This is a genomic window from Novosphingobium sp. FG90, from assembly GCF_057808725.1.
In genome coordinates this window covers 1-26,319 of the sequence record NZ_JBMDIO010000052.1, presented here as the reverse complement: position 1 = coordinate 26,319, position 26,319 = coordinate 1, and the positions used below count along the sequence as shown (strand labels likewise).

Genomic DNA, 26,319 nt, shown 5'->3' with positions numbered 1-26,319 from the left:
TCCATCGGCTTGCGCCAGTGGGCGCATGGGTCATGATCAGAGAGTCTTGGTATTAGCCATCGACAGTAAGGCGCTCCGAAGCCAACAGCCCGTTATTTCCAATCCCCGGCACAATAGGAATGTCCGATTTCGAGCTTAGGAGAGTGGCGCAGAACGGCTAGATTCGCGCGTTGCCGCCCCTCGACGGTAGGCTTCTCTGCGGTTCGTGAATGGCGGTTTCCTTAAGTCGGCTTCTCTTAAGCCGACTGTCTCGAATGTCCCATTCACGGCACAAGAATGAGCGGACAGCATCTGCGAGAATTCAAGGCTGTAACTGTTTGGCGCGGGGGCAAACTTACGTTGCCGCACGGAGTTCGCTTATCTTAACCTGACAGAGTTGCAGAACAATTTGTCCAAGTTCTTCAATCCGGGTTGCCAGCCAATCCAGGTCGCCCTTGGAAATCTGATAGTGCCTCGAATAGCGTGCTTTTACATATGCATCTTTAAGTTTCTCAAAGCGCATGCGGTCAATCTTGGAAGATCTCGGCCACGCATCGAAGAGTTCCGCTGAAATCTTTTCAGCTTGGCGGCGAAGAAAATTCAGATTATGAACATGTGGCGTGTAAAACGTGCATACAAGAAGAACGCAATGATATAGGCGTTCGCACGCTTGATGCAGATCAAAAGCTGCATCTTTATTAAATCCTTCATCAATGTCGAATTTGGCAATCCGAAATCGCTTCAAGGCGGCAGGAAACCATTCATCGAAATACTCCTCTGCCATTTCGAGCGCAGCTTGAGGTGTCTTGGGCAATGGTATGTGAAGATTGGTCTCATCGGACTGGTAGAGCGCTATGCCGTCGGTGGCGATGTCCATGAAGAAGTAACGGCCGTGCGCGAGCCCGTCGTTGACCTCCTGCAGTGAGTGAACGATGAAATTTACCGGCGTCTTCAGGTTTCCGGAGATCTCGCGTTCGCGGCTCAGACGTTCTTCAGCCATTTCCCAGTAATCGACGCGATCGGTCAGTTCCTTCTGGTTGACGATGATCAGCAGATCGAAATCAGACTGATAGCCCTTCGCCGTGTGTGGCTCGTCTACCCAACCACCTCGTGCGTACGATCCGAACAGCACGATCTTGAGAATGCGGCCCAACTTGCGCTGTCCGGTAGGCGTGCCGTGGGCATCCTGGAACTCCTCGAACAGGATCTGGACGACCCGCTCAAGTTCGCGGCGCTTGTTGGCTGGCAGGTGATCCAGATCGGTCTTCATCATCTCATCTCGGAGCGACCTCGAGGGGCGCTGATTGGGCGGTCGGAGCAAGTGTACATGGTCCGTTCTCATGGACAACCCCGCAGGGCTGGTTTTCTGCGGTTTTGTAAGCTGTCGAGACCGGCCGGAGCGGCATCGATTTCGTGACAAAAGGCGCTGGATCGCGTACAATTCCCGCGAAAGGAACGGCGATGGATGGGCGTGTTCAGGGAGGACCCGAAGGCGTAAGCACCATGCCCAGGATCTCGGACTGGCTTTGGCGGCCCTTGTACGCAAAGCTCTGGTGGTTTGCGATTCCGCTATGGTGGGCGGGTGTAACTTTGGCTCCTGCCCATGCGGCTTTCTCAGGCATTTTCCAAAGTCCGGTCGCGGCCTATCTCAACGTCCTGTTTTTTCCGTTCGCACCAATCCTCGTCCTCGGAGCAGGATTTGTTCCGGCTTGGCTTGATGGCTGGAAGTCCACTTGGCGAGGGAATGGGTACGATGACGAGGAGCACCGCCGTATCCTCCGCGAATGGGATGAACAGGATCGACGGTTCAAAAAAATGCGCGCGCTAACGGATCCGCTGGATCCACGGTCTGGCGCCATATGGGTGCACAATCCCAGTAATCCCTTCAATTCTCAGAACCCGGCAAACCAGCGCCATTAGCGCTCGCCCGAGTTGTTATGTCCGTCGTCCGGGGCTCCTTTTAGATCAGTCGAGAAGCGGCCGGAGCCGAGAACCGAAGCTTGCTCGAGAGAAGTCAGCGGACCGGTGATGTCGAATGTTCCGCGGCCTGCATCGGCGTCGTTCAGGTACCGCGACCTCAATCCATTGGTGCTGAGGACCCCTTGCGAGAGAGCTTTCGCAAATGACTCTTCCGGGCGGGGCGTTCGTGCCGCAGCACGGGTCGCCGCCGTGATCGCGCTGCGGACATCATAGTTGACGACGTCCAGAGTGCTTTGGGCATTTTCGTTGACGGTGCCCATATCGCTACTGCTAAAGCCAAGGTTACCGCCCACCTTACCGCTTGTATCATGACTTCTTTGCGATTTCTTCGACGCACCGGATTTACGGCCTCGACCATAGTCGACTTCGCGCTCGCTCACTCCCGCTGACCCGCCGATCTCCAGTCCTATGCTGGTTCCCATGGATATCTGGTCCTGCGCCGAGCGCGACAGCGTGCGTTGCCAGCCGGTCTGGGCCATGACTGCCTGCACGTCGCGCTGCAGGGTGTCGGCGACCTGCGGCTTGAGGCGCCATTCCCCTTTGCGGTCCATCTCGAAACCGCCGCGCAGCCAGTTGGCCAGCATTTCCTGCCCTTCCTTTCCGCCGCTCATGAAATGCTCGATCGTGTCCGGGCCCGCCTGCTTGCCTGCTTCGAAGCGGGTACTGGTATCGGACCTCGCCGATCGCGAATGGGTGGTCGCGCTCGAAACCAGCAGGTCATTGTGGGCGAAGCTGAAGCGGGCCGTCCCGCCATTGGCGACGGCGCCAAGCTGACTCTCGTTGAGGAGCCCGCCCTTCCACATCGCCGCTGCCGTCTGCGGAGTGAGGTTGAGGCTCATGTCGCCGTTTTGGTCCATCGCGATCTGACGCTTGCCGAGATCCACGCCATGCTCAGCGAGCAGGTGCTGCATACGCGTCAGCCGTTCCTTCTCGACGATGTTCGTGAGCCGGTCGTTGCGGGCGCGATCGGCGATGCCTTGCGTCCCACCCTCGGCCATATCAACCTGGCTTCCGGACGTGCGCGAGAGCGCCAGGATGAAGCTGTCGAGCCTTGCGGCTTCGCGGGTCGAGCGGCCGGCCGCCGCGGCACCTTGCGCGAAACCGAAGTTCTCCGATTGGCGGCGCTGTTCGCCGATCCTGGCGGCGGATCGCGTTCCCGCCGTACCGACCCCGCGCTGGGCGTCGAGCTTGCCCGAACGTTCGGCGAAGTCGTAGCCTGCCGCCTCCCGTGTACGGCCATAGATGCTGGCGCCTTCGCGGGCAGCTTCCGCGCCGGCACCATCGGCCGTCCCGACCTGACTTGCCGCGTTGTAGTTCTCCAGGGCGTGGAGGACTTGCGCTTCGCTGCGCCCGGTGGCGTGGGAAAGCTGGGTTATCGCCGTGCTTCGCGCCTCGCCGGACAAGGCGTTGACGAAGCCGATGCGCCTCGATGTCTCATCCAGCGATAGGCCGAGCATCGCCGCCGCCTGGCGCTGTCCGTGGTTGCTGCCGGTACGCCAGGCCTGTTCCGTGGCGACGTTGGCGCGCTCGGTCTCGGCGACCCGCTCGCCTGCATAGTCGCGGCGACCCTCCATGGCTCCGACCTGGACCTGCGCGGAGGTGAGATCGTTGGCGAGCAGCTGGTGCTGGTCATAGGCATTCGCGATCAGCCTGGCGAACGTCGGATCGGCCTGTGCCTCGCCTATCACCCCGGACGCCTTAAGGCTTGCATCCTCTGGCGAATAGCCGCTCCGCTCGAAATGGCGCGTCGCCGCCTGCATCATCATGCCGTAGGCGCGCTGGTCGCCGAAGGCGCGCCACTGGACGAGGTTCTGGCTGAAGGCGGCGAACGCCTTCTCTCCGGTTTCGCCGCTTCCGAAATAGCTGGTGGCGAGGCCGCGCAATGCATCCTTCTGCGCGAACTGGTGGATCGCGCCGGTGGCGGCGCTCGCCTGGACCGCACGGGCGACCTGAGGGTCGGCAAGATCGCGGTCCCCAAGGGCAGGGGCCAGGCTCCCGATCTGGCGGGCGCCCTCGATTCCCCCAAGCGCGAGGGCGGTATCGCCCGCGGTGCCGGGCCGTTCTCCCAGGATATGTGCCGCCTCTCCGAAGCCGCGATTGGCCTGGAAGCTCGCGCGTTCGCCAAAATCGCCGAAACTCGACGATGCTGCCGCGCGCGAGCGCGTGCCCATCGCGGATGCCTGGGCTTCCAGCGCCGAGGCCTTGCCCTCGGCTGTCGCCATCGGTGCCGCCGCTGCAGCGGCCTGTCCGGTTATCCCGAGCGAACCGGGCGTGAACGCGCCAAAGACGTTCCCACTGAAGCGGAACACCGTGAATACGAAGGCACCGGCAAGCCCCGCCGCTGCGGTACGGAAGCTCCCGAAGATGGCCAGCGCCTTCATCGCGGCTGACGGCGCGAGGAGCCAGGCATTGGCACCAAGGGCATTGGCGCGCAGCTCCTCCAGAACGGCGCTGGCACGCCCGAGCGTCAGCTGGTGGATGCCGGCATCGATCACGCCCCACAACGCGACGAACACGAACATGCCGATGGCGAAGCTCGCAACGCGCAAGTTCATAGGGGTCAGGATGAAGAGAAGCGCGATCGGAACCATGAACAGCATGATCCCGAACACCACGGCGCGGATTGTCGGCATCCATTCGTTGGCAACGGACAGGGTGGCGAGACCGCCCGACAGGACGGCGCGGTTGGCCATGACCCGTGCCGCCGAGGCCGGGCTGTCCTCGAACAGGACGTCGCCGACGCTGCCTGCCAGCATCACGTGGGTGAAGAGGCTCTGGGCCGTCATCGGGCGGCCGAGCATCATCTGGCCCATCTCACCCAGTTGCTGCCGGCACCGGGCCAACTGCTGAGCGTTCGCGGCGTCGTATCCGGTGTGTACGCAGATCTGCCGCGAATAGTCCTCGAACAGCGCCGGATCGGAAAGTCGCCCGGAGATGTGGGCCCAGGCCTCGGTGCAGCTTACGGTGGTGCCGCCCTTGTCGGTTCCCGTGTAGACCGTCGAGAACGTGGCGGGGCCGGCCATTGCGGCAAAGGCGGAGGGCAGGTCGCTCGTGGTTCGGAACAACTGGTCGTCGTCGATCCCGTAGGCCGGCGACACCCGGGCAACGGGATAGCACTGGCGCACATAGTCCTTGATCGTCGCATCGAGGAACGTGTCGGTCATCGGACCGCGCGGTGACACGGCGTTGAGGAACAGGTCGAAGCTGTGGCCGCCCGCCCCGAACTCGATCTTCGCATTGGGGTCGAGAGTATTGTCGTCGATCGTCTCGACAAGCGCGCGTTCCATCATGTTGGTGGCGCCGGCCACCAGCACGAGGAGATTGGGAACCCCGCCAACCGGTTGATAGGCGTTGCGGACACGGTCGTAGACGTGGACCGTGCCGGTGCTGGCGACGAGGCCGACGAAGACGCCGACGCCGAACAGGATCTGGAAACCGAAGGCGACGAGACCCATGCCGGATCCGCGTACGCTGGCGAGAACGGCTCCCAGGCCAATACCCACCGTAGCCACGATCAGCACCAGCGTCTCGTAGCGGGGATCGCCGAAAATCATCGAAACCAGCCGGAATGCGTCCACGGTCTCGGCGAAGCCGTCATAGGTATGGAAGCTCGCGTCGACAGCGAGCGCGGGTTCTGCCGAGAGGCAGAGAAGGACAAAAGCGAGAATTGCGCGGCGCATGGCAGGCATGACCTATCGGCTGCGGGCGGCGGCGCCGGCGGTATCGCGCGCGTCGCGGTCGCGCTCGCGCAGGAGGCCGGCATAGTTCGCCGAAAGGTTCGCGGCCGAAAGCGCGGCCATGTAGCTCTGGCGCATCTGCGCACGCTGGCGGAGCACTTCGTCGCGCAGATCGCGCAGCTGTTCGATGCCTTTGGAGAGGATACGGGTCTGGCACACGCTGGCGTTGGCGCTGTCCGCCGCACCCGCGACAGTCGCACCGCGCTCCGCATTGCTCACCGTGAAATCGATGGTGCGGGTGAGATCGTTCAGCATCTGGTAGGCCAGCGTGAGCGCCACCAGTTCGTCCGTGTCGCCGATGACGGAATCGGTCACGCCCTGCCGCACGCCCCACTCGAGCATGCGATAGACCGGCAGTGTCCGCACATTGGCGACGAACTGGCGTTCCTCGCTCGTCAGCGCAGTGCGGGTGCGGATTTTGGTTGCGATCGACTGCATGCGCTCGCGCGCGAGCACCAGCGCGCCGCGGCCCGAACCATCCTGCGCGCAGTCGGCGATGCTGGGCGGCAGGTTGAGCGAGCGGCGCTGGACGCGGCCGGTCAGGAAGTCCTGGGCGCTTTCGGTATCCTGCGCCGGGCACTGCGGGATCGCGGTGAACAGCGGGACCTTGTCGTTCGCATCCCAGCGCATGTAGACGTCCCCGACCCGTGCCCGCATCACGCTGGCCCAGTCTCCGGCACCAACCCGCGCCGCGGCATGGCTGAGAAGCGATCCGGTGCGGAAGATGTCGGTGACCTCGGCCGGGCAATTCGCCAGCGCGTCCTTCAGGTCCTCGGTCGGATTGTTCGCATTGGCCTCGATCTTCTCGCGGCTGTTCTGATAGCTCTTCGCGAACCCCTGCTTCACCGAGCGGTAGCCGGTCATCTCTTCGATGATCCCGGACATGTTGTCGTCGCCCTTGGCGATCTGGACCATGCGGTTTGCCAGCCGACAGTCGTTGACCTGGATCGAGTTAAGGTAATTGGTCGCCGCCTCCATCTTCGAGATTATGTTCCCCATCTTCTCGTCGAGGGTTTCGAGCAGGTACTGGAACGCAACCGCCGGCGCTGCCTGCAGGATGCTCTCCAGCTTTTGCACGAGGTAATCCGGGTCGAGGAACGACATGCCGCCCAGGAACATGTCTATGCCGCCGCAACCGGCCCGCACCTTTGGCAGGCTGACGGACATCAGATAGTCGTTGTGGACATCGACCCGGCCCGACATCCCGCCCGCGGTGATGTAGCCCCGCGTCTGATCCTCGAAGCTCCCCGGCGCCGTGTACGTGACGTTGTCGAACCAGGTCTCGGCCCAGCTCTGCGCCCTGGCCGGAGATGCAGTGCAGCAGGTAAAGGCGAGGGCGGCGAATAGCGCCATCAGCCCCTTGCACGGGTAGGACATCGGCTGGGTTCCTTCACGGGAAAGGTTGCGGTGGCGGTGGCGGTGGCAGTGGCAATGGCGGGGGCGGGCGCGGACAGCGAAGCGGAGCAGCATCATGGCCGCCTCCCTTCGCGTGGACGAGGCGCCGCGCCGACGATGCCGGTGAATTTCGCCATTGCGCGCACCCCTACGGCCGGCCGTACCCCCGTGAGCATCTTCGCGGCGAGGTAGAGGTTGCGCGCCAGGTTTGGCGTATGGTCGGTACCGACCGCGATCGGTATGGCGCGCCATGGGTCGGTCACCGGTCTGACCCAGGCAACCGGATGCCCGGCCCATGGCAGCCCGAGCCTGCCGGAGCGGATCATGGCGTCCTCGCTGCCCATCGTGCGCAGACGCCATCCGTGCCGTGCCGCGAGCGACGACAACTTTGCCCAGAGGTCCCCGCAGGGAATGCAACCCGCGCTAGTCGTCATTTCGATAATGAACGCAGGGCCATGCCCGTCCAGCGTCGCGGCAAGATCGTTGGGGAACGAGCGTGTCACCGGAACGCGGGCCAGCCAGGCCTGCATGGCCGCCGCGTCCGCGACCGGATGGATCGCGGCGCGCCTGGCCGCATCCTGGGCCGCATCCCGTGCGATGGGCTGCTGCGCTGCCGCGGCTGGTGGCAGGGCGGCAAGCAGCGCAATGGTGGGCGCGATTGATAGCAGGGCGCGGTTGCAGGCCGGGTACCGGAGAAGCGCGTGCTGGTTTGGCATGTTGGAGTGAGCCTTGAAGGCAAGGAAGATTTTCCTTACATTCAGCGGCGAAGGGACTCGCGCCATGAACGCTCTGACGATCAGCACCAAGGGACAGATCACATTGCGCAAGGAATTGCTGCAGCACCTTGGCGTGCATCCGGGCGACCGGATCAGCTTCGAGAAAATGCCCGGCGGCGAAGTGCGCATTCGCGCGGTGCGGCCTTCAGGCAAGCTCGACGGCTTCTTCGGTTCGCTGCGGCGCGATGGCCAGGCACCGATTTCGGTCGAGGACATGAACGAGGCGATCGCGGAAGGCTGGGCCGGCCGGTCGTGAAGATCACGGTCGATACGAATATCCTGGTGCGCGCCGCGACCCAGGACGACCCGGTGCAGGGCGCTCTCGCGCAGCGGCTGATGCAGGAGGCCGACCTTGTCGCCATCGCGCTGCCGTCGCTGTGCGAGTTCTGCTGGGTCCTGCTTCGCCTCTACAAGTTTCCGGGGTCCCGTGTCGCCGACGCGCTGAGGGTCCTGATCGAGGCGGAGAACGTCAGGCTCGACCGCCAGGCCGTCGAGGCCGGTCTGGCGATACTCGATGCAGGCGGTGACTTCGCGGACGGCGTGATCGCACACGAAGGTCAGTGGCTCGGCGGCGAGACATTCATGAGCTTCGACCAGAAGGCTATCCGTCTCCTGCAAGCGCGCGGGGAAGCAGCCGAAATTCCCGCCTGAACTGGATGCTTGGGGCTTTCGCTGCGGAATGGGTGGGTGCCGATTGGTCATTCTCCCGGCCCCTGGGCAAGAGGAATCCCAAGCCCATCGCTCACCCGCGGATCGCTGGCGGAAACGGGACCGTTCGCCAACGCGTCGAAGAAGCCGTCATCCTCGCCCGGCCCGGTCATGAACTGCTCGGGCCGGATATCGCCGCGTAGCAGGCGGACCGCCTGGTACGCCATCTGCGCGAGCGCCGGATAGGCTTCGACGCCTGACGCGATGACCATGCGCTGGTTGCTGGCACGCCGGATCACCATCGTCGTCGGCGTGACTTCGACCCCGAAGCGCTCGCCGACGCCCGGTCGCCTGTCCAGATCGATCGCGGTGACCTGCCAGCCCATCTCCTCCTGGAAGCGCTGGACGATCGGCCACTGGACCCGGCAATATCCGCAGGTCGATCGCGAAAACATCACGATCGCGAACTCGCCCGCATGTGCGCGCAGGTACGCGCGGCGGATCGTGTCCTTCTGCGCGGTCAGCTGCGAACGGGCATCGCCGACCATCGGATTCGCCGATTTCGAGTTCAGTTCGGGATGCTGCAGCATGGCAAGCTGGGTAACGCCCGCGAACGCACGGGCCTTTCGCCTCGCGAAGTCCTGGAGCCGCCAGAAATCCGACACGGCTTCGACGGTGAGGACGGTCGCGGCATAATCGCGCTGCTCCTCGATCAGCTTGCGGATGCGTGGCGGGGTCCACGTGGCAAGCTCGGACATAGGCGGGATCTTCGGTCTTGCGGCCAGGTCGTGGTCCGCCGTTTCCTGCGGAGCAGGGGCCTCGTACCACCAGTATCCTTGTCGGCTGCCCGCCGATGAGACCGGCTCGCGGCCCGGGGCAGCCGCGGCGGTCATCGGCGCGAACGCTCCAGCCTCGCCCACGCTCCCGACTTCACCGGCGGCCTCCCGCGCGAGTGTGGCGGACGAAAGAATGGCGAGGCATGCCAGCCAGCATGCGGGGGCCTGCCGCGGGATCACAGGATCCGCTCCATCCGGGTCAGGCGATCAAGCGGAAGCAGCCCGAAATAGCGGCTGTCGAAACCGCGCGGATGGGAGGAGCCGACATAGACCATTCCGGCCGGGATCACGCCGCTCCAGCGCATATGCTCGAGCCGCATCCCGCTGCGCGCGGCGGGCAGGGAGAGTGCGAGGAACCGGTCGTTGCAGAAGTACCAGGCGTCCGATGTCCCGGACCGGTGCCTCGAGGGAAGCTCGATCGTCGTGAGGCGATCGCCGGGGAGGCACAGCGCATGCTTGGTGATCCTCGCGGGCTTGTCGCCGATGACGGGATGCTGGAACACGAAGAGCACATAATCTCCCCGCGCGATGGGGCCCGGCTTCTCGCGAAGGGCCCAGGCCTCGATCGATGGCGTCATCACCAGCGTGATCTGCGGCATCGTCCAGCCGACCACGAGGGCGATCGGCAGGACGACCAATATCGCGTAGGCCAGCTTCGCGGGCCGGGCAGGCGCGTCGAGAGAGGCTGCGCCCAGAGCAACGGCGGCTTGGCGCGGGAGGTTCTGGAGCCCTGTCCAGATGGCGAGGAAAACCCTAGCGAGCCCCCATAAGAGCCTGAGCATGGCGCACGTCCTCCTTTCCTCCAAGGCGGGCATATTCCTCCAGCAGGCCCGGCAGGGCGCTGTCGCCGTAGACGAGATGCGCGCCGCGCGGACTGTCGTCGCCGCGTTCACAGTAGGCCTGTGCGGGGTCGCCCGGGATCATCGCCAGCGCGGGCACCTTGGCAATCGCGTGTTGGCGAAAAACCAGCGGATCGACGATCACCTGAACGTCGCGCATCGCGCATCCGGGGCCCTCGCACCCGGGATCGCGCTGCAGGATGCCGGCCGTAAGCTCGGCCAGCGGACCTGCTTTCCGCAGACCGCCGGGCATCCCCCTGAAGGCCAGCACGCCGTGCACGCGTTCGAGCTGTCCGGCATAGCTGCGCAGAACCGCGATGGGCATCGAGGAGGAGACGAATATGACCGGCACCCAGCGTGTTGCCGCATCGGCAGGGAGGTTCGGCCCGGCTTTTGCGATGGCCTGTTCCTCGGACGGCTCGAGGCCGAGCGCTTGCCGCAGCGTCCTTGCCTGGCGTTCGCGTTCGGCCGCGAGCGCTGCCTCGCTCTGCCGATGCGCGGCCCGTGCCCGCGCTTCCAGCTCCGCAGGCGCCGCGTGCCGCCGCAGGCCCTCGAAAGCGCGGCGCCGTTCGGCCGGGCTATCAAGGTCGGGAAGCACGGGATGAGCGATTTCAGGGGCGTCGGTTCTGCTCTTGGCGATAGCGTCCGCAAGCCGCTCAAGGGTCTGCGAACCTTGCGCGCCGATCGCCTCGCGGGCATTCTCCTGAGCCAGTATCGCGGTGCTGATGCCAGCCACGACGAGCGTCGCGGCGGCGAGCGCGAGACTACTGGCCGATGGCGTTGAGATAGGCATCGACGCGTTCCTCCATGTCGATCTGGATCTCGGACGGCGACCGGTTCTCGATGTCGGCATAGTATTCCGACAGGTCCATCCGGCTGAAATCGAGGGCCTGGAATTCTTCCGGCGTGAAACCGCGGCACATCGGGTTTCTGGCCGTGCCCCAGGGGTTCGCGTTGAAGGCCCGGAGCTGCGGGCGCCCCTGCTCCTGGATGATGCGGCCGAGCTTGGTACTGAAGCAGCAGTGTCCGCGTGCTCGCTGGAGGCAGACGCCGAGTACACTGGACGCGCAGTAGCTGCCGACCTCGTGGCACATGTCCGAGGCGCGCAGCATGGCGGTTTCCATATCCTGCTGGTCGCACCCCGAAAGCAGGAACTCCATCATGAAGTTGATCGCCAGGCTCACGGCGATCGATGTCGGATCGATGCCGACGATGAGGGCGTTGGCGCCCGCGCTTGCCGCCTGGCTGGCCGTCGCGCCGGCCCTGAAGGCGGCGTAGGCGGCCTTCATCCCGGTGAACACGCCCTTGGCGACCGCGATCTTGGTGCCGATCGACGAAATCGACGAGCCCATCCCGTCCTTCACCACCTTGCCCTTGTCCGCGCAGCAATTGGCGAACGTCGTGGAGAGCCCGGCTGGACGGCAGCGCATCCCGCGACCGGCGAATATCTCGACAGTGCCGACGCAGTTGCCATCGGCATCGGCGGTGCCGTCGGCGCTCGGCCCAGCGTCCTCGATCGGTGGCGCCTCCGTGATCGGATTGGCAGCGATGTCGATGCAGGCATTCGGCGAGCACGATGGCGCCGCGCCCGCGACCGGTGAAACGCACGCGAACTGGTCGCCGAGCGGGCAGGCATAGGCCCCGCTCTCGGGCGAAACCACGCACGCGGTCCGCTCTATCGGGCACAGATATCCACCCGCCGGAGCGGCGAGGCAGCTTGCCTGTTCGCCCGCGTCGGCGGCATCGCCGTTCCCGTCGAGATCGGCGGCGCACATATATTGCTGCGCCCGGGCCGCAGGCGCGGCCAGGGTGCAGGTAATGGCGCAGGCCATGGCGATACAGGTCGCCAGCATCGACCGCGCGCGCATTGACGGCCTTCCCGGCAGGAGCGGCACCCGGCTCATGGCGCCACCGCGCTGCAGACCATGTCCGCACCTGCCATCCGCACTGTCTGCATCATCACGACCGCTTCCGGGAAATCATCGAGGCATCCGCAGGCAGACACGATTTCCTCGCCGGGCCCTGCGGGACAGGCGTTGTCGCTCGTGCAGGCATGATAGAACGTGTCGACGCCCGTCGGCTGGTTCTGCTTCGATCCGACGACGCCGTCGGGTGCCGCTTCGCTGTTGGCCTTGGGTGCCTGCGTCTTGCAGATGGGCTCGCACGCGGGGACCGAACCGCGATCCGGCAAGGCGAATGCCTGCGTGGACGAAGAGAAGCTGCCGTCAGCCTGGAGCGTCCGGTCGGCGAGCAGCGTCTCGGTCGAGCGATCGATGATGTAGGCGCCGCGGCTCGTGTCGGGATAGGCAAGGCTCGTCGCCGTGCAGCGGTACTTGCGATCCTTCGTGAAGTAATCGCGGGTGAGGTCGGTCGGGCAGGACGGCGCGCCCATCAGCCGGGTCTGCTCCAGGGGCCTCAGGCCCGTGGCCACGCCGTTCAACGAGGTCTGCACCCCATCGACAAGCTCGCTGTCGAGACGGCATTGCGGATCGGCGGCGATGAAGGAGCATCCATCGACGACCTGTTCCAGCACCTGGCAACTGTCATCGACGTCGACATGGATCTGGGCGAAGGCCTCGCCGCCCTTGGCGACGGCGACCCGTAGCCAGACCTCGTGGTCGCCATCGGTGAGGAAGGGCTTGAGATCGAGGCCTGGATAACGATGGAACGTGTCCTTGGTTTCGCACGTGCCGGGGGGCAGACCGGTCCCTGTCCAGTTCGAGGGGCCCGAACCGACAAGCTGGCCGTCGATGCGGACCTGCGCCCAGTCGTCGGCATAGTAATGTGCAAGTCGGGCATCCCGGATCCGGTCGGCGCCCGCGACACGAAGCATCATGCGGAAGTCGAAAAGGGTGCAGCTGTTCCCGGCGAGGCTGTTGTCCGCTGGCGAGCCCATCAGGAAATCGAATGCGGATCCGTTCTGCAGCGTAGAGTACCCGCCCGAGGTTCGGCTCACGATGCTGGCAGGCGCGGGCCTGACCACGCTCACCTGCCGCTTGATCGTGCAATGTCGGTACTGCTGCGACGTGCCTGTCCCGATCGACGAGCCTTCGAGTGCCTTGAAGACGGTACTGGCGCTGCTGGCGATGGCCGCATCCGACGCGATCGCCGCCGGAGCCGCGCGGTAGCGGCTTTGCGGAACCGCGGCATCGGCGCTGCACGCGCTCGAGAGTGCTCCTGCATAGCGGATCGAAGGACCGTCGATGACCGCTTCCGCGATCCCGTAGCGCGGGTCGGCGGTCGTCAGTGCGCCGACCATCCCCCCGCCGAGATCGCGCAGTAATGAAGGCATGTTCGCCCAGGCCAGGTTGCTGCCGCAGCTGGCATTGATGCAGTAGCACGCGGCGAGCTGGGGCATGTCCACCGCAGTCAGGTTCAGGGCCCCCGCGCTGTCGACGTTCCAGCGCAGGAAGCGGCATTTCTCCCAAGTCCCCGGGCTGCACGAGACGACCCCGTTGGAGCAGATCCCCGAAACCGGGACCGGAATCGTGGACGTGGAATCGATCGTACCGTCGAGATCCCGGTCGCGCGACACGGTGACCGAGGTGAGATCGCCCGTCCCCGACGGCTGTACCAGCACTTCCAGCATCGTCGCGGTCTTCCGGCAGGCGATGGAGGGCGTGAAGCTGCGGGAATCGTCGATCGTGGCGATCGCCTCCCCGGCGAGGCCCGGCGTCACATAGTTCGCGCGAAGCGCGTCGCTGTCGGATGACTTCGCCCGGGCGGCAGTGGCCGCGGCGCGGGCCCGGTCTTCCATCGTCTGCGCCTTCGTCGATGCTGGAAAGAGGAGGGCGACGGGAACAACGAGGGTGGTCAGCGCGGTCATGGTGACGGCGAAAGTGCGGGGAAGACACTTGCGCCGCCTTGGGAAGGCCATCACCGCGCTGACCGGGGTTGGAGCGGCGCCGCGGGGGAACGGCGCCGCTCCTGCCTGCGCGCCCGGCCGGCGGCCGCTCGGGCCTTGGCGGGATGACCTCCGGGACTTGCCGGTCCGGCACGCGGGGCATGGGGGAGGCGACCTGCTCACGGCGCGGGTATCCCGGCGCAGCAGATCACCTTTTCGAAAAGCATGAACTGGGCATTGTCCTTGCCGGGCGCGTGCTTGGCGCTTGACCACAGCGCGCCGGGGCGCCCGATGTTGACGCACTTGCCGCCCTTCACCGGTTCCATGATCTGGAGCTTGTACCGGCTCTTCGTCCAGATCGGCTGGGGCACGAACGAACAGCCGTCGGCGGAACTGACGGTCAGGGCGCCTAGCCTTCCCATCATGAAGGTGCCGCGGGCGGCAAGACCGGCCCATGCCTCGACGCTGTCGTCGAAATGGATGTCGCCCGCGATCGGATAGGTCGCCCCCCACGATCCCATGCACCAGAACAGCGGATCGACGACTTTGCCGGCTGCCGCTGCCGCGCTGTCCGCCATGCAGGCAAGGCCGGCCGCAGGGTTGCCGAACAGGATGCCTTCGGGCTGGATGATCGCGCCGAGCGTCGCCGATTGCCAGGTCGGCAGCACCTCGGTGATCATCGCGACGTCGAAGCCGTCGTTCTCCAGACAGGGCAGGTCGGTGAACATGTCGAGCATCGCCCACACCGGGGAGATGTAGTAATGCATCTGGGCGAACATCTTGCGGGTGTTCGTGCCGTCCGCGATCGACGACTGGCTGCCCTGCAGCTTGCCGCCGGTCGGCATCAGGTCCGCGCCAAGCGCCATCATGCAACCAGGCTCGGTGACGACGTCGATCATCCGGTTGGGGGACCAGTAGGACACCTTGACGCCGAACCAGAATTCGAGGCCCTTGCGGCAGGCACAGAGCGGCTTCGAGGCCGACTGCGCGTCGAGTTCCTTGTCGAGCTTGTCGTAGCTGCCGACCCTGACGCCGCCGATGGTGATCGGAAAAATGCAGGTCCAGCGGACTTTCGTGATGGGATTGAACGCGCTGCCCGCCTCGCATCTGGAGGCCTGCGCGGGGACAGGCGCCGTGAGCGACATGGCCGCAGCGAGCGGTGCTGCGAGTATATTGGCAAGGCGCGGCCGCATCATCGCGCGGCTGCCTTGCGGGCGCTGCGGACTTGCGGTCCGAATTCGGAGAGGATCAGGCGGGTGCCCGATTGGGCAACTACCACGGGCGCAACGGTGAGGCCCAGCCGTTCCTTCATCCTTTCCTCGAGAATGAAGATGGCGCGGCCGGACTTCTCGGATAGTTCGATCGCATCGCCGCTGTCGGTTCCCAGAGCGGTCAGCACGACGAAGTCCCCGGGCCGCGCGATCCGCAGGCCCCAGGCAAGATCGCGGGGATGGACGATCACCAGCCGCTGCGGAAGCCTCACGTATGTGAGCGGGTTGAACGTGAACCCCTTGGGATAGAGCACTTTGCCGTCCGGGAGTGCGATGTCGAAATCGAGGGTGTGGAAGGGCACGACGCTGCGGACCCGGTCCGCTGGTGCGACGCCAAGCGAAGCGGCCTTCAGTGCCGTCCAGTTGCCGCGCGGGCCATAGGCCGCGCGCATGTCACGGGGGAGACCGGCCACCTTCGCCTCGATCTCGGCGAGCGCATCGGGTTCCGCGATCGGCCACGTCCGGCCGATCGTGCTGCTTGAACCTGTGGCCTGTGCGACCGCGATGGCCGGGCCAGAGGCGAGGATTGCCGCCATGGCAATCGCGGTGCAGGGCAGGGCGGCAGTGTTTCGCGTTTCAGAGTTCATGGCGGCGGCTCCGTCGATGCGCCGCGGCGCGCGCGGTCCCGGCGAGCGAGACGGCCAGCAGGGTCAGCGCGAGCGGGGTGAGGGCCCAGATCAGCGTCCGGTCGCTGGCGTCGAGACGCGGCGACAGGAAGAGCAGGGTGGTCTGGACGAACTGCAGCAGCAAAGCGCTCAGCACCAGCCGGATCGATGGCTGCGAGGGAGCGGACGAGAGCAGCCCGTTCATATTACGCGCCCCTTGGCGAGACGGGAGAGAAGTCGGCCAGCGGCGGCGGACAGGCTGAGCAGCAGGACTCCCGTCGCAAAGCATGATCCGGCGACGATCAGGCTCGCCCTGACCACCATCATCGCGGGATGACCGAGCAGAAACCCGGCGGCCAGCATCAGCACGCCCAGCATGCAGGTCTCGATTGCCACGAGCCGCAGGCGCCAGTGGAACGCTTCCGCCTCGAAGCGCTGCGCCACGCGCTCGCTTACCAGTCGCTCGATCCGTTCCTCTTCTGCGCCGTCAGGATGTAACTGGTCGAACTGCAGCTGATCGGGATGGGTGGTCGGAGTACGCCGGTTCGTCATCGCGCTGCTCCTCCGGCGACTTCGGCCGGATCGACACCGGCAAGCTGGCAGACCGCTTCGAGCGGCGAATGGCCCCGACGGATCAGCGCGTCGAAGGCGGCGACCTCGTCCGGCGCCGACGTGTTGATCCAGTAGGAGAACGGATCGACCACCAGGCGCGCGATACCCAGCCCCAGCGGCGAGTCGATGAAGACCTCGGAGTAGTTGGGCTTGGAGTTGCGGACCGACTTGAGCAGGTCGAGGACGAATCCCGAGTAATCCAGAATCTTGTTCTCGACCGCGCGGTCGTAGGTCGAGCCCTGCAGCAGGAAGCGCGTCGCCGCGTTCTCGAGGATCACCTGACCGGTTCCCCCGAACAAAGTGAGGTCGTTCATGCTTTGCAGGACGATGCCAAACGACCCGCGGTATTTGCGCGCGCGGCGGTAACCCTGCCCGAACGCTTCGGCGAGCCGCGAGAGATCCTGTCCGTCCGTGCGGGTCATGAACTGCGCCGCTTCGTCGCACAGCACGAAGCGCGGGCGATCACGGGCGGACAGATAGAGCTCCTGGGTGAGCGCGTTCACCACGACCATGACGATGACATTGAACAGGTCGGGCATCGCCTTCAGGCGCTCGAGCTCGAGCACGACGAACTCGTCGCTGCGGATGTCCAGCGTCGACGCGCCGTTGAAATAGTGGCCGTAGGCACCGTTCGACCCGAAATCGCGCAAGTTGAACGCGAGTTCGCGCGCGGCGGGCACGAGGTGCTCGACACGGTCGAGATCGCTGCCGACCTGGCCGGGATACGTGCCCAGCCACTCGCGGACCGCATCGATGCCCTGTGCCGAACGGCCGCTGTCGATGGTCCACTGGACCGCCGATTTCAGCAGGTTCCATTCCGACGTGGTGACGCCCTTGCGCGTCGAGGCATTCGCCATCTCAGCGACGATCGCCACCGCCATCGTGATTGCTGACTGCCGGTCGTCCCCGTCGAGCGCGAGCCCCATGTCGAACGGGTTGAGGACAAGGTGTTCCTCGCCGATGTCGATGTAGCGGCCCGAGCACAGCGTGCACAGCTTGCGGTAGCTGCCTCCGATGTCGATGATGCGGATGAGCGCGCCGCAGGCATAGTACTGCTGGCACAGGTTGTTGAGCAGGAAGCTCTTGCCGGCACCGCTTTCGGCCGAGACGACGAAATTGTAGTTATTGATGCGCGGATCGAACAGGTCGAGCGTGATCAGCTGGCCCTTGCGCCCGGTGTAGAGAAGTGCGGGACGTCCGCCCCCGCGAAAGTCGGTCTGGATCGGTGCCATCAGCACCGCGGCCTTGACCGGCATGCGAAAATCGCGCTCGAGCATACGCAGCATTGTGCGGTCGGGATAAAGCCCGAAGGGCAGGCTCATGACCAGCAGGGTGGGATTGAGGTAGCTTTCCTCCTGCATCGCGAAGGGCAGCGGCTCGCTTTCCCACAAGCGTTTGGCGCGGGCTGCAAGATCGCGCGCATGGGCCCGGTCACGGCCGAACACCCAGAGGCAGGGGATCACCCGTACAAACCGGGAATTGCTTGCCTCGTCCAGGATCCAACCGATCTCCTCGATCTGCTTGCCGACTTCGATCGCGAAGCTGCCGGCCGCCTTCTGCGCCGAGAGGATCTGTGCACGCTTGTGGATCTCGAACTGCGAGTGATCGAACAGGACGTTGAGGGTGTAGAGGAACGGGCCGCCGATCTGGTCGCTGTCCTCCGACGATCCGCGCATGCCGCCCATCAAGCGGTTGGCTCTCTCGGCGGTGATCCTGCGTGCAGGCGCCTTGGGCGTCAGGCACCGCGCGACCTGATTGCCCAGGAACACTTCGGAGCCCTCGAACACGAGATCGGGTCCGGCATCGATGATCTGCTTGGCGATCGGCGGCGCGCCCACGGTCGATCCGTCGGCGAAGACACCTGGAGCCCGGTCCGCGACGCCGTTGAAAATACGCCGATAGAAGGCTACCATCGCTTCCGGCGGCAGACGGCGGATGCCGAGCTTGGAGAGCTGTTCCTCGACCTGCCGGCGAAGATCCTCGCCGAGCGGTCGCCGCGTCTTTATCGACAGCAGGGTGCGGAAGTCGCGGACGGGAATGTCATGCAGAGCCTTGAGGCCATGCCGTCCCTCGCTGAGGTATTGGTGGGTCCGCCGCGCCGAGGCCTGGATCAGGGGATCGTCCCTCGTCTTCAGGTCAAGGTAGGCGTCGAGCACGCCGTCGATCAGCGGATCCGCGAATGTGTGGAACTGCAGAACCGTTCCATCGGGGAACTGGATGTTCAGAAGGCCTTGCAGCGCCGCCTGGACATGCGCGAACATGTAGGCGCTGGGCACGATCTCCCACGCATGACCCCAACTGTCGTCGATGCACAGGAAAGCCTCGCTTTCCGGTTCCCAGGCGACGAGTGGGAGAAAGTCTGAGAAGCTGTCGCGGCGCACGTTCTCGCGCAGGCGCGAGAAACTGAGACCGGGGGCGGATGCGCTCATGGCTGAAGCTCCATCTCGCCGGACGCCGCCGCTGTGTCAGCGGCCGTCTCGCGCATGGGCGTGAGCAGGGGAGCCTGGCGCGGAGCGGATGCTTCAGGCGAAAGCATATTGCCGATCGTCCACACCGGCTGGCCCAGGACCGAATAGACATAGCGCGGCATGAAAAGGCGATCGGGTCGGGCCCGGTCGGAATAGGGCAGGATGAGCGTGCGGACCGTGCGCGGGGCTTTGAGCATCGGGGTGACGGGTGCCTCGATCAGGCCCTTCAGTTCGCGGTACACGCTCGCGCGGTAGTCTTCGTAGGCGCCGCCCTGAGCGCTTCTGCGTCCCTGCGATCTCCGGTCGCCGGCGGCGCCCGGGCGGCTGCGCAGCCTGGTCTTGTCGTTGGTGACGCGCGGATCGGACTTCGAGGAGACCCCGGCACGGGCATCCTCGTAGGCGCGTTCGGGATGGATGCACTGGCCGTGATCGTCGTTCTTGCAGGAGAATTTCTCCGGGTAAGGCGACAGCAGCGATCCCATCGTCGAGCAGGCCGGCAGAAGGCAAAGGCCTGTGACGGCGCCGGCAATGGCTAGCACGCGATCCGCGGCGAGCTGGGGCATGATGAGGTTCATGAAGCGCGTTCCTCTGCTTAATGTGATGGAAGGCATCACAGCTTGCTCCCGACCGAGGGTCTGATCTCGAGGGCAAGGCCCTCCTGGATGACTACGACGACGTCCTTGGCGGCACCGACCTCGACGACCGGGCCTGCCTGGCGCGCAAGGTCGAGGTAAAAGTCGGTCAGTTTGTCGGATGAGCGCGAGAACCCACCGGCGATCCCCGCTTTCGCCGCGTCGGCGGCATCGAGCGAGCGCACGTTGCCCAGCGCCGAGGTGGAGACGCTGCCAAACGTGCCTTCGACGCTTTGCGAGATGCCGGCGATTGTCCCGGCGATGAACGAGCGGGCAAGCGTCGCACCCGCCCGGGTGACGACTTTGCCGGAGAGACCTTTCTTCCCATCGGTATCGACGAAGAAACCCTTGATGGTCTGGTCAATCACCGCGTGTTCGTCGAAATCGACGCAGGAGATCGAAACCAGCTGCACTTCGACCCGCTCCTTGGCCAGGCTGCCGGTCGCATTGCCGACGACGAAGCATCCGGCGAGGTTGGCCTTCACGTCATTGGGAAGGACGGCGGGTGCCTGGACCCTCGCTATGATCGGCTCAGGGTTTGTCGTTGCGTCCCGGCTCGCCAGCGCGTCGATCCCCGTCAGCAGCCGGGCCTTCATGAAACCAGGTGGCAAATAGATCGTCCGATTGGCTTTTTTTGACCGTGCCCCGCCGGCCGCGCCTCCCTCTGCTGAAAGCGCCGGCGTCGCGGTTCCGATCGCGCCCACCTGACGTTCGGTCGGCGGCGCGGGCGGGGCGGCGGGGGCCGATGGCACCCCGGGAGGCGCGGGCAGGCTGCCCGCCTCGCCGCGCGCTTCCGCGGGCGCCGGGGGGTAGGCCGGGATCTGGCCGGGCAGCGCCGGAGGAAGACCGTCTTCCCCGGGAAGTGGCGGCAAGCCGTCGGCGCCGGGGGCGGCAGGACCGACCTTGCCTTCCTCGATCGCGGTGACACGATCTCCAAGCAGCGTCTGCCCGTCGAGGATCTTCTGTAGATCGCCGCGGAGCTTCACCTCGAGGCTGTCGCCGCGAAGTCCGGCCCCCATGTCGAGCTTCGACGCTTCCGGCCCCTTGGGAGCCGCCTCGTCGCTGCCCGAACTTGCCGCGTAGAGGCCAGCGCCGAGCAGGGCGATACCGCAGGCCACCGTCACCTGCTTCGCGCGAAGCCGCTGGTCTGAACTGAGCCGAGACCACTTCCTGCGCAGGGTCGCAGCGACGCCGCTCTCGACCTGCCGCGCTTCGCCAGCGGGGCGCTGGCGGCTGCGCCGCTGTCGGACGTCGGAGTGCGCGCCGTCTGTGGCTGCGTCGGTTGCCGGCAGGTCAGCGCGCGCCGAGCCGGGTTCACCCTGGCGGGTCATGGCCGCGCGCTCCGCCGTACGGCGATCAGCCGGGCGGTCTCGCCGGCGCCGGCATTCAGGCGATCGAAGGTGAGGGCGAACAGATCGTCACCCAGCGCGCTGTCGATGAAGTCGCGTTCGTCGAGCGCGGTCGGCGTCTCGGCTGTCACGAGATATTCGCTCATCGAGAGGCCGGAACCATCGATCTCGATGCGCTGGCGCTCGGACAAGGTGATGCCTGGCACGGCGCTCAGCGCGATGCGGCGGCGTGTCGGTGCAACCGGCGAGAAGGAGGCAGGAACGCGGTCCTGCAGGACGGCAAGGGTGATGCCCACCGCGCGTTCCTCCTCGGCCATCGGGGCCAGCAAAGCCTCGTTCGCGCTGGCGCGCTGGGCCGCTCCCGGCATCAGCACGACCGTTTGTGCCGCTATGTCCGAGGGTTCGGCGTAAAGCGGGTAGATCGCGCCGTTGCAGGCGACGAAGAACTCCGAGGGCTCTGTTGCGTACGTGCGCGTCCTGGCACCGAGATCATCGGTCTCGTGGACGAGGAACTTGATCCACGCATCCGATCCGCCGCGTTCGACGGCGATGCCTTTCTCGGCCGAGAACCGCACATCCTCGATGTCCCCGCCCTGGCATACCACGTGGTTGACGTCGCGGTTCGAGAGACGGATGCGGCTCGTCTGGTCGGGCATCGCAGCGATGGTCTGTGCTTGAGCGGGCAGGGGTGTTCCCGCGAGCACGACAAGGACGGCGAGGGCGGGAACGCTACCGGGTTTCGGCATTGAAGTTCTCCTCCTGGAGGGCGGTGAGCCAGAAGCGACCGTTTTCGATCGCGTATCGGATCCGCAAATTTCCGCGGAATTTGCGGATCACGCCGCCGATCACCCGCACTTTCTCGACCGGAACGACGATCTCGCTGGCAGTGAAGGTCACGGGCTGGTCGCCCCGGATGTACGTGGCGATCGACAGGGTCGGATTGGTCGCGAGTTCTCCCACAAGCCGCGTGAGGCTGTCGCGCATGGCATTGTAGGCGCTGGGGTGGACCAGGCTCAGCAGCTCCTGGAACTGGCGATCGGCGGAATAGGCGGAATAGGTTCCGGCAAGGGCGACGACATTGAAGGTGATCGTGCGGAGATAAGCGGCCGAAGGCTTGTTGCCGGTGACGTAGAGGTCGCCGCCCGCGCCGAACGGCACGACGACCGTGCGCTGGTTCTGACCCGAGGTGTAGAGGACGGTGCCCAGGACCGCGGTAATGCCGAAGAGGCCCGCGATCGCGAATTTCAGCAGGCGGTTCTCCTCGAACAGGTTCGCCGAACCCTGGAGATAGCGATGGAGGTGCCAACTGGGCCGGACGTCGCCGATCAGGTCGGCGCGGGCATCCCGGCGGGGCTCGGTTCCTGGGAAGGGATTGACCATCGCACCTACTCGAAGAAGCGGGTCTGCGTGGGACCCGGATAATGGCGGAAGCGGGTGAGCCCCCAGCGCCAGGCGAGATGCGGGATGAAACCGCGCGGCTTGCTGCGCTTCCAGGGGATGAAGAGGAGAAGGACACCGATGAGGGCCCACCCGAGGATCCCGCCGATGATGACCGCGACGAACACCGCGGCGATCACGACGACGAATTCCTGGCTGTCGAACCAGAGGATCTGGACCGGACGATGCAGGTACTGGGGCAGGCGTTCTTCCAATGCCCTTCTCCCTTGCTTCATCACGCTGGGGAGCGCGATTTACGGAAAAGTGACCATCACTTCCCGTTTCGGACGACGCGGTTCGCGGCCCTGGGGCACGCGCGCCGGACGAAGTTCAGATGACCATGCCGAAGGTCTGGAGGATCGAATCCGCCTTGATGAGGGCGACCGCGGCGACGATCGTGGGGATGCCGATCATGATGTTGGAGAACAGGCGCGAGACGCCGAAGAGGAACGCGGCGACACCGCCAACGAAGCCCAGCGGTCCCTTGACGCCCTGGTTCACCACGATGTCGTAGATGTCGTAGCCGAGATCGCCAGTAGCGGGCGCCGCGAAGGCATGGGCCGCCCCTGCGGCAGCCATCGCGGCGATGAGGAAAAGCGTGGCCGCGTCGATCGTGCGACCCGTCCTTCCGGTGATGAGTTTCAGCATGAGAGGTTTCCTTTCTGTCGGGAGCCGTCCGCATGAGTGCTGCCGGTCGCGATGAAGTATCGTCTCCGGCCGGCGGCAGCGCTGGACGGCACCCGTCAGGTGCGTGCCACCGGCATTTCGGTCCTCGTCGTTGCCACCGCGCGTTCGGCAAAAGCCCGCGCGGACTAGCAGCCGTGGCCCGCCATCAATGGTGATTTTCAGCGGCGGTTCGGGGCGTCGGCGTAATGGCCGGTCACGAACGCTTCGAGTTCGGCCTGCTGAAACCCGGAGATGACACGGCCATTGATGATGATTGTCGGTGTCGCGGCTATGCCCACCCCGTGAACGGCGGCCATGTCACGCTTCACCTTCTCCGCACCGCTGCTGCATTTGCCCAGGGCATCCGGCCTGGAACCGGAATAGACCTGCATGAAGGCGGCTTGCTGGTCAGGAGAACATAGGATGTGCTCCGCGAGAGCGGCCGCCTTCGGGTGCATGCCCGACACGAAGTAGACCCGCCGGCGTACCGGGCGACCTTCGGCGGCCTTGGCTTCCCAGAACCGCTCGAGAGCCTGGCAGTAAGGGCAATCGGGGTCGGTGAATTCGATGACCTCGGGTGCTCCCGCCGGGCCGATCATCAGGCCATCCTGAAGCGGGATGGCGCCAAGGCGGCGGCGCGATGAAGCATCCTGCGCGAGCGCGGTGACGTTGACGCCGTTCTTGTCGTAGACGGCCGCGAAAAGCAGATGCTCGCTTTCCGGCGCAAAATAGATGATGCGCCCGCCCGCATTCGCCTGATATACGGGGCCCTTCACAGGCGCCGGTCCGAAGTCCTCGAACTGCAGGTTCGTGAAGGTCTGGCGCAGTTGCTCCTGAGCCTGGGCCGCGGCCGTGCCGAGCGTGGCGGCATCCGATCCGGCCGTCATTTCCTGAGCGATCGCCGGGGATGACAGAGCCACCGCCCACGATATCGCCAGACTAGCGCCGAGGTGCATGGCCATCTCCGTTGGAACCGGCGCCACCGGCCGGGAAGGGCGTCTGCGCGAGAAGCGCGTTGTCGAACAGGGTCGCTGCACCGACCGGGGTCGGTGAAGGGCTCGCATGACGCGCTGCAGTTGGCAAATGGGGCGGGGACTTGCACGTGATCACGAAGCCATTGTCGTTGCGAGCTTCGATGATGGCGGGTCCGTCCGGGCATCTTTGCGCAGCGGGACCGGGGGGCGATCTGTCGGCGGCCATCGCCGGTATGGCGGTCAAGCCGGTGAGCGTCATCACGAGCGGCGACAGGCGCCGGGGACATGCAGGCACGGCATGGCTCCTTTTCGTTGGTTTGCGGGCGGGCGACATCGCAGCGAAAGGCGGCAATGACGTTGCATACATTCGATCCGGGAGCCGTTCGGTGGGTTCCCCCGGGGAACGAGCAGAGAGATGACGCGATAGGGCCGGGCACGCAATCGGCAGGGCACTGAAGTGCCGGGCTTGTGCAGTTACGGCCACATTGAACGCTTAGTGGCTGCGATGGCCGGTATTCAGTCTTCCAGGTCTCAAATAGTAATGAAACGGCATCTCAGTGCCGCTCGCGGCAGAAACCGAACAATGAGGTGCCAGAGGTACGTTGTGAACAGACGGATCATTTTGAACGCTGTACCAAGGGAGGCTGGGTCCGACGATGACCAGACAATCGCGAACGTTCAAACTCAGGCTATCACCGGCGGGCATGGATCTCCTGATTGATGCCCACTGCCACCTGATCAGGGCGACCCGAGGCCTGATAGCCTGGGGAACGACATTGCAGATCGCGGTCGAATGTCTCGATACCGCGCCCGCTTCCATCGTCGAGGAACTTCTGGCCACCATCGCCGGAGCCGGTCTCGACGGCGATCAGGAGCACCATCTGGGAGCGCCCAAAGGTCTCAACATGACGGCCGCGCGGATCGCCGATGATGTTGCCCGCGCGTCGCCGGGCATCCCGTCGCCCCTGCTGGCCAATATCTACATCGCCGCGCTCATGTACCTTCTCCGGGTCGAGGCCGATCAACTTCGAGCGACTTATGAGCGCGTCAGATTGAACTGAACGGATGCACTGTCATACATGGCGCGTTGTAACGGAAGCGTCATTTTGTACGTAGATGGCGCAAGTATTGCCGCAGTTCCATTTGACGCAGGTGGTATGCACACCTAGCGTGCAATGCAGCAAGCCTTGGCTGGGCGCCTTCTTCTCGTCAGGAGGACACTCGGAAATGTCGCTAGATTGTGCGGCTTCCGTCGCCGGCGGCCCGCTTCCTTACATAAAGGAACAGTCGGGACGGCGAATTGAGGAAGCAAGGAAAAGAAATGGGCTGACCCAGCGCGAACTCGCGGATGCTCTGGGCATGGGCATTCGCTGGCTTCGAGAGATCGAGTCGGGAAATCCCAGGGCCAGGCTCGATGATCATTTGCTGTGCGCGTACCGTCTCGAAATCTCGACCGGTCATATCCTGATACCGCTGATGTTCTTCGCGCAGAAGATGAGTTTTCCGCATCAACTTGGCGGCGGCGATCTTCGCGAGATGGAGCGCTTGTGTATCGAGGTCGTCGCCGAGCGGCACCTCGAACAGATGACAAGCGCGCTGACGCCGCGCTGGAACGTATCCTATCTGAGGCCGAGACGTCTCGATGGCTCCTGATCCCGCTACGCAGGAGCGCATCTATCTGGCGATCAAACGGGATTTCCTCGCCGGCGAGTTCAGGCCATGGGAGCGCATCGACATCAAGGCGATCTCCGATCGTCATCTCACGAGCGCGACGCCGGTTCGCGAGGTCCTGGCGAGGCTGGTCGGCGAGCGCCTGTTCGAACATCGGCCTGAAGGCGGGTTTCGGCCCCTCCTTCCTGACGGAACCGGGCTTGCAGACATGTATGCCTACCATCAGCATCTGATAGTCACGGCCCTGACACTCGCCGACAACCAGAAGCTCAGGCAGGTCATCAAGGCCTACCGCCATGATGCTCCCGAGACTGACCCGAGGGATATCGCGCGATATACGGCTTCACTGTTCAATTCGATCGCCTGGACCTCGGCCAATACGGAGATCATGGCGCAAAGCCAGAGCCTGAATGAACGACTTCATCACGCACGCATCGCTGAAACGAGGGTTTTCAGACATGTGCTGGGAGAGCTTCGAACCATAACCCGCAATGGCCTGGTGGACATACGCGGGGTTCTGGCGAAGCGCATAGCAAAGTATCATGTGATACCAAGACTCTCTGATCATGACCCATGCGCCCACTGGCGCAAGCCGATGGA

The 26,319-nt window shown here is 64.9% G+C and carries 27 protein-coding genes; 6 read left to right on the top strand and 21 right to left on the bottom strand.

Annotation, left to right across the window (positions count from 1 at the left end; translation table 11 throughout):
- Nucleotides 1-334: 334 nt before the first annotated feature.
- Nucleotides 335-1,249: a nucleotidyltransferase and HEPN domain-containing protein gene (locus ACODRZ_RS25015; protein ID WP_036529999.1), complete on the bottom strand. Its 915-nt coding sequence runs from the start codon at nucleotides 1,247-1,249 to the stop codon at nucleotides 335-337.
- 233 nt (nucleotides 1,250-1,482) lie between these two features.
- Here ACODRZ_RS25015 and ACODRZ_RS25010 point away from each other — a divergent pair, with 233 nt between their 5' ends.
- Nucleotides 1,483-1,899, top strand: a complete 417-nt coding sequence (locus tag ACODRZ_RS25010; RefSeq protein WP_155986465.1) for a hypothetical protein — start codon at nucleotides 1,483-1,485, stop codon at nucleotides 1,897-1,899.
- On the opposite strand, the gene ACODRZ_RS25005 is transcribed toward ACODRZ_RS25010, so the two are convergent.
- From ACODRZ_RS25005 to ACODRZ_RS24995, 3 genes are all read right to left on the bottom strand, one after another.
- Nucleotides 1,896-5,648 (bottom strand): conjugal transfer protein TraG N-terminal domain-containing protein, encoded by a 3,753-nt coding sequence (locus ACODRZ_RS25005; protein WP_488972886.1) that lies wholly within the window; start codon nucleotides 5,646-5,648, stop codon nucleotides 1,896-1,898. The genes ACODRZ_RS25010 and ACODRZ_RS25005 overlap by 4 nt on opposite strands.
- Nucleotides 5,649-5,651: 3 nt before the next feature.
- Entirely contained in the window at nucleotides 5,652-7,049 is a 1,398-nt protein-coding gene (locus ACODRZ_RS25000) for a conjugal transfer protein TraH (RefSeq protein ID WP_271182330.1), read from the bottom strand.
- A 116-nt stretch (nucleotides 7,050-7,165) separates the two neighbouring features.
- On the bottom strand, nucleotides 7,166-7,897 hold the full coding sequence (locus ACODRZ_RS24995) for a hypothetical protein (RefSeq protein ID WP_309298982.1): 732 nt from the start codon (nucleotides 7,895-7,897) through the stop codon (nucleotides 7,166-7,168).
- Here ACODRZ_RS24995 and ACODRZ_RS24990 point away from each other — a divergent pair.
- Together ACODRZ_RS24990 and ACODRZ_RS24985 are read left to right on the top strand one after the other, a co-directional pair.
- Nucleotides 7,872-8,123, top strand: coding sequence for an AbrB/MazE/SpoVT family DNA-binding domain-containing protein (locus tag ACODRZ_RS24990; RefSeq protein WP_036529968.1), 252 nt, complete (start codon nucleotides 7,872-7,874; stop codon nucleotides 8,121-8,123). The two genes, ACODRZ_RS24995 and ACODRZ_RS24990, sit on opposite strands and share 26 nt — an antisense overlap.
- Nucleotides 8,120-8,518, top strand: a complete 399-nt coding sequence (locus ACODRZ_RS24985; RefSeq protein WP_036529966.1) for a type II toxin-antitoxin system VapC family toxin — start codon at nucleotides 8,120-8,122, stop codon at nucleotides 8,516-8,518. The genes ACODRZ_RS24990 and ACODRZ_RS24985 overlap by 4 nt, the downstream gene beginning before the upstream one ends.
- Nucleotides 8,519-8,565: 47 nt before the next feature.
- Here the strand turns inward: ACODRZ_RS24985 and ACODRZ_RS24980 are convergent, their stop codons facing one another.
- From ACODRZ_RS24980 to ACODRZ_RS24900, 17 genes are all read right to left on the bottom strand, one after another.
- A complete protein-coding gene (locus tag ACODRZ_RS24980; RefSeq protein WP_051587194.1) occupies nucleotides 8,566-9,408 on the bottom strand; it encodes a conjugal transfer protein TraF in 843 nt (280 codons plus the stop codon).
- Nucleotides 9,409-9,527: 119 nt separating this feature from the next.
- Entirely contained in the window at nucleotides 9,528-10,133 is a 606-nt protein-coding gene (locus ACODRZ_RS24975; RefSeq protein WP_036529964.1) for a S26 family signal peptidase, read from the bottom strand.
- Nucleotides 10,105-10,983: a type-F conjugative transfer system pilin assembly protein TrbC gene (locus ACODRZ_RS24970; protein WP_488972885.1), complete on the bottom strand. Its 879-nt coding sequence runs from the start codon at nucleotides 10,981-10,983 to the stop codon at nucleotides 10,105-10,107. The genes ACODRZ_RS24975 and ACODRZ_RS24970 overlap by 29 nt, the downstream gene beginning before the upstream one ends.
- Nucleotides 10,955-12,058 carry a conjugal transfer protein TraN gene (traN, locus tag ACODRZ_RS24965; RefSeq protein WP_036529960.1) on the bottom strand — a complete coding sequence of 368 codons (1,104 nt, stop codon included), beginning with the start codon at nucleotides 12,056-12,058 and terminating at the stop codon, nucleotides 10,955-10,957. The genes ACODRZ_RS24970 and traN overlap by 29 nt, the downstream gene beginning before the upstream one ends.
- Nucleotides 12,059-12,090: 32 nt before the next feature.
- Nucleotides 12,091-14,016 (bottom strand): hypothetical protein, encoded by a 1,926-nt coding sequence (locus tag ACODRZ_RS24960; protein ID WP_370424891.1) that lies wholly within the window; start codon nucleotides 14,014-14,016, stop codon nucleotides 12,091-12,093.
- Nucleotides 14,017-14,213: 197 nt separating this feature from the next.
- Entirely contained in the window at nucleotides 14,214-15,179 is a 966-nt protein-coding gene (locus ACODRZ_RS24955; RefSeq protein WP_236727485.1) for a TraU family protein, read from the bottom strand.
- Between the two features lie 47 nt (nucleotides 15,180-15,226).
- Entirely contained in the window at nucleotides 15,227-15,892 is a 666-nt protein-coding gene (locus ACODRZ_RS24950; RefSeq protein WP_051587190.1) for a conjugal transfer protein TraW, read from the bottom strand.
- Nucleotides 15,882-16,115, bottom strand: a complete 234-nt coding sequence (locus ACODRZ_RS24945) for a hypothetical protein (RefSeq protein ID WP_036529957.1) — start codon at nucleotides 16,113-16,115, stop codon at nucleotides 15,882-15,884. The genes ACODRZ_RS24950 and ACODRZ_RS24945 overlap by 11 nt, the downstream gene beginning before the upstream one ends.
- A complete protein-coding gene (locus tag ACODRZ_RS24940) occupies nucleotides 16,112-16,462 on the bottom strand; it encodes a hypothetical protein (RefSeq protein WP_036529955.1) in 351 nt (116 codons plus the stop codon). Before ACODRZ_RS24940 ends, ACODRZ_RS24945 begins: the two co-directional genes overlap by 4 nt.
- Entirely contained in the window at nucleotides 16,459-18,951 is a 2,493-nt protein-coding gene (locus tag ACODRZ_RS24935; protein WP_036529954.1) for a TraC family protein, read from the bottom strand. The genes ACODRZ_RS24940 and ACODRZ_RS24935 overlap by 4 nt, the downstream gene beginning before the upstream one ends.
- Nucleotides 18,948-19,565 (bottom strand): TraV family lipoprotein, encoded by a 618-nt coding sequence (locus ACODRZ_RS24930; protein ID WP_051587189.1) that lies wholly within the window; start codon nucleotides 19,563-19,565, stop codon nucleotides 18,948-18,950. The genes ACODRZ_RS24935 and ACODRZ_RS24930 overlap by 4 nt, the downstream gene beginning before the upstream one ends.
- Before the next feature lie 35 nt (nucleotides 19,566-19,600).
- Nucleotides 19,601-20,953 (bottom strand): TraB/VirB10 family protein, encoded by a 1,353-nt coding sequence (locus tag ACODRZ_RS24925; RefSeq protein ID WP_488972884.1) that lies wholly within the window; start codon nucleotides 20,951-20,953, stop codon nucleotides 19,601-19,603.
- Entirely contained in the window at nucleotides 20,950-21,717 is a 768-nt protein-coding gene (locus ACODRZ_RS24920; RefSeq protein ID WP_488972883.1) for a type-F conjugative transfer system secretin TraK, read from the bottom strand. The genes ACODRZ_RS24925 and ACODRZ_RS24920 overlap by 4 nt, the downstream gene beginning before the upstream one ends.
- Entirely contained in the window at nucleotides 21,701-22,351 is a 651-nt protein-coding gene (locus ACODRZ_RS24915; protein ID WP_036529951.1) for a TraE/TraK family type IV conjugative transfer system protein, read from the bottom strand. Before ACODRZ_RS24915 ends, ACODRZ_RS24920 begins: the two co-directional genes overlap by 17 nt.
- Before the next feature lie 5 nt (nucleotides 22,352-22,356).
- Entirely contained in the window at nucleotides 22,357-22,623 is a 267-nt protein-coding gene (locus tag ACODRZ_RS24910; protein ID WP_036529949.1) for a type IV conjugative transfer system protein TraL, read from the bottom strand.
- A gap of 115 nt (nucleotides 22,624-22,738) precedes the next feature.
- A complete protein-coding gene (locus tag ACODRZ_RS24905; RefSeq protein WP_036529948.1) occupies nucleotides 22,739-23,056 on the bottom strand; it encodes a hypothetical protein in 318 nt (105 codons plus the stop codon).
- A gap of 197 nt (nucleotides 23,057-23,253) precedes the next feature.
- Complete coding sequence (locus ACODRZ_RS24900) at nucleotides 23,254-24,030, bottom strand: DsbC family protein (protein WP_036529992.1); 777 nt, start codon at nucleotides 24,028-24,030, stop codon at nucleotides 23,254-23,256.
- Between the two features lie 794 nt (nucleotides 24,031-24,824).
- On the opposite strand from ACODRZ_RS24900, the gene ACODRZ_RS24895 reads away from it, so the two are divergent.
- From ACODRZ_RS24895 to ACODRZ_RS24885, 3 genes are all read left to right on the top strand, one after another.
- On the top strand, nucleotides 24,825-25,109 hold the full coding sequence (locus tag ACODRZ_RS24895; protein WP_488986285.1) for a hypothetical protein: 285 nt from the start codon (nucleotides 24,825-24,827) through the stop codon (nucleotides 25,107-25,109).
- Between the two features lie 55 nt (nucleotides 25,110-25,164).
- A complete protein-coding gene (locus ACODRZ_RS24890) occupies nucleotides 25,165-25,701 on the top strand; it encodes a helix-turn-helix domain-containing protein (protein ID WP_271182324.1) in 537 nt (178 codons plus the stop codon).
- A partial coding sequence (locus ACODRZ_RS24885) for a GntR family transcriptional regulator (RefSeq protein ID WP_488972882.1) occupies nucleotides 25,691-26,319 on the top strand: 629 nt, incomplete at its 3' end. The genes ACODRZ_RS24890 and ACODRZ_RS24885, both read left to right, overlap by 11 nt.

Bases quoted from the DNA above. Each gene is read 5' to 3' on its own strand.
- ACODRZ_RS25015 (WP_036529999.1), bottom strand. From the start codon at position 1,249: ATGAAGACCGATCTGGATCACCTGCCAGCCAACAAGCGCCGCGAACTT.
- ACODRZ_RS25010 (WP_155986465.1), top strand. From the start codon at position 1,483: ATGCCCAGGATCTCGGACTGGCTTTGGCGGCCCTTGTACGCAAAGCTC.
- ACODRZ_RS25005 (WP_488972886.1), bottom strand. From the start codon at position 5,648: ATGCCTGCCATGCGCCGCGCAATTCTCGCTTTTGTCCTTCTCTGCCTC.
- ACODRZ_RS25000 (WP_271182330.1), bottom strand. From the start codon at position 7,049: ATGGCGCTATTCGCCGCCCTCGCCTTTACCTGCTGCACTGCATCTCCG.
- ACODRZ_RS24990 (WP_036529968.1), top strand. From the start codon at position 7,872: ATGAACGCTCTGACGATCAGCACCAAGGGACAGATCACATTGCGCAAG.
- ACODRZ_RS24980 (WP_051587194.1), bottom strand. From the start codon at position 9,408: ATGACCGCCGCGGCTGCCCCGGGCCGCGAGCCGGTCTCATCGGCGGGC.
- ACODRZ_RS24975 (WP_036529964.1), bottom strand. From the start codon at position 10,133: ATGCTCAGGCTCTTATGGGGGCTCGCTAGGGTTTTCCTCGCCATCTGG.
- ACODRZ_RS24970 (WP_488972885.1), bottom strand. From the start codon at position 10,983: ATGCCTATCTCAACGCCATCGGCCAGTAGTCTCGCGCTCGCCGCCGCG.
- traN (WP_036529960.1), bottom strand. From the start codon at position 12,058: ATGCGCGCGCGGTCGATGCTGGCGACCTGTATCGCCATGGCCTGCGCC.
- ACODRZ_RS24960 (WP_370424891.1), bottom strand. From the start codon at position 14,016: ATGACCGCGCTGACCACCCTCGTTGTTCCCGTCGCCCTCCTCTTTCCA.
- ACODRZ_RS24955 (WP_236727485.1), bottom strand. From the start codon at position 15,179: ATGTCGCTCACGGCGCCTGTCCCCGCGCAGGCCTCCAGATGCGAGGCG.
- ACODRZ_RS24950 (WP_051587190.1), bottom strand. From the start codon at position 15,892: ATGAACTCTGAAACGCGAAACACTGCCGCCCTGCCCTGCACCGCGATT.
- ACODRZ_RS24945 (WP_036529957.1), bottom strand. From the start codon at position 16,115: ATGAACGGGCTGCTCTCGTCCGCTCCCTCGCAGCCATCGATCCGGCTG.
- ACODRZ_RS24940 (WP_036529955.1), bottom strand. From the start codon at position 16,462: ATGACGAACCGGCGTACTCCGACCACCCATCCCGATCAGCTGCAGTTC.
- ACODRZ_RS24935 (WP_036529954.1), bottom strand. From the start codon at position 18,951: ATGAGCGCATCCGCCCCCGGTCTCAGTTTCTCGCGCCTGCGCGAGAAC.
- ACODRZ_RS24930 (WP_051587189.1), bottom strand. From the start codon at position 19,565: ATGAACCTCATCATGCCCCAGCTCGCCGCGGATCGCGTGCTAGCCATT.
- ACODRZ_RS24925 (WP_488972884.1), bottom strand. From the start codon at position 20,953: ATGACCCGCCAGGGTGAACCCGGCTCGGCGCGCGCTGACCTGCCGGCA.
- ACODRZ_RS24920 (WP_488972883.1), bottom strand. From the start codon at position 21,717: ATGCCGAAACCCGGTAGCGTTCCCGCCCTCGCCGTCCTTGTCGTGCTC.
- ACODRZ_RS24915 (WP_036529951.1), bottom strand. From the start codon at position 22,351: ATGGTCAATCCCTTCCCAGGAACCGAGCCCCGCCGGGATGCCCGCGCC.
- ACODRZ_RS24905 (WP_036529948.1), bottom strand. From the start codon at position 23,056: ATGCTGAAACTCATCACCGGAAGGACGGGTCGCACGATCGACGCGGCC.
- ACODRZ_RS24900 (WP_036529992.1), bottom strand. From the start codon at position 24,030: ATGCACCTCGGCGCTAGTCTGGCGATATCGTGGGCGGTGGCTCTGTCA.
- ACODRZ_RS24890 (WP_271182324.1), top strand. From the start codon at position 25,165: ATGGCGCAAGTATTGCCGCAGTTCCATTTGACGCAGGTGGTATGCACA.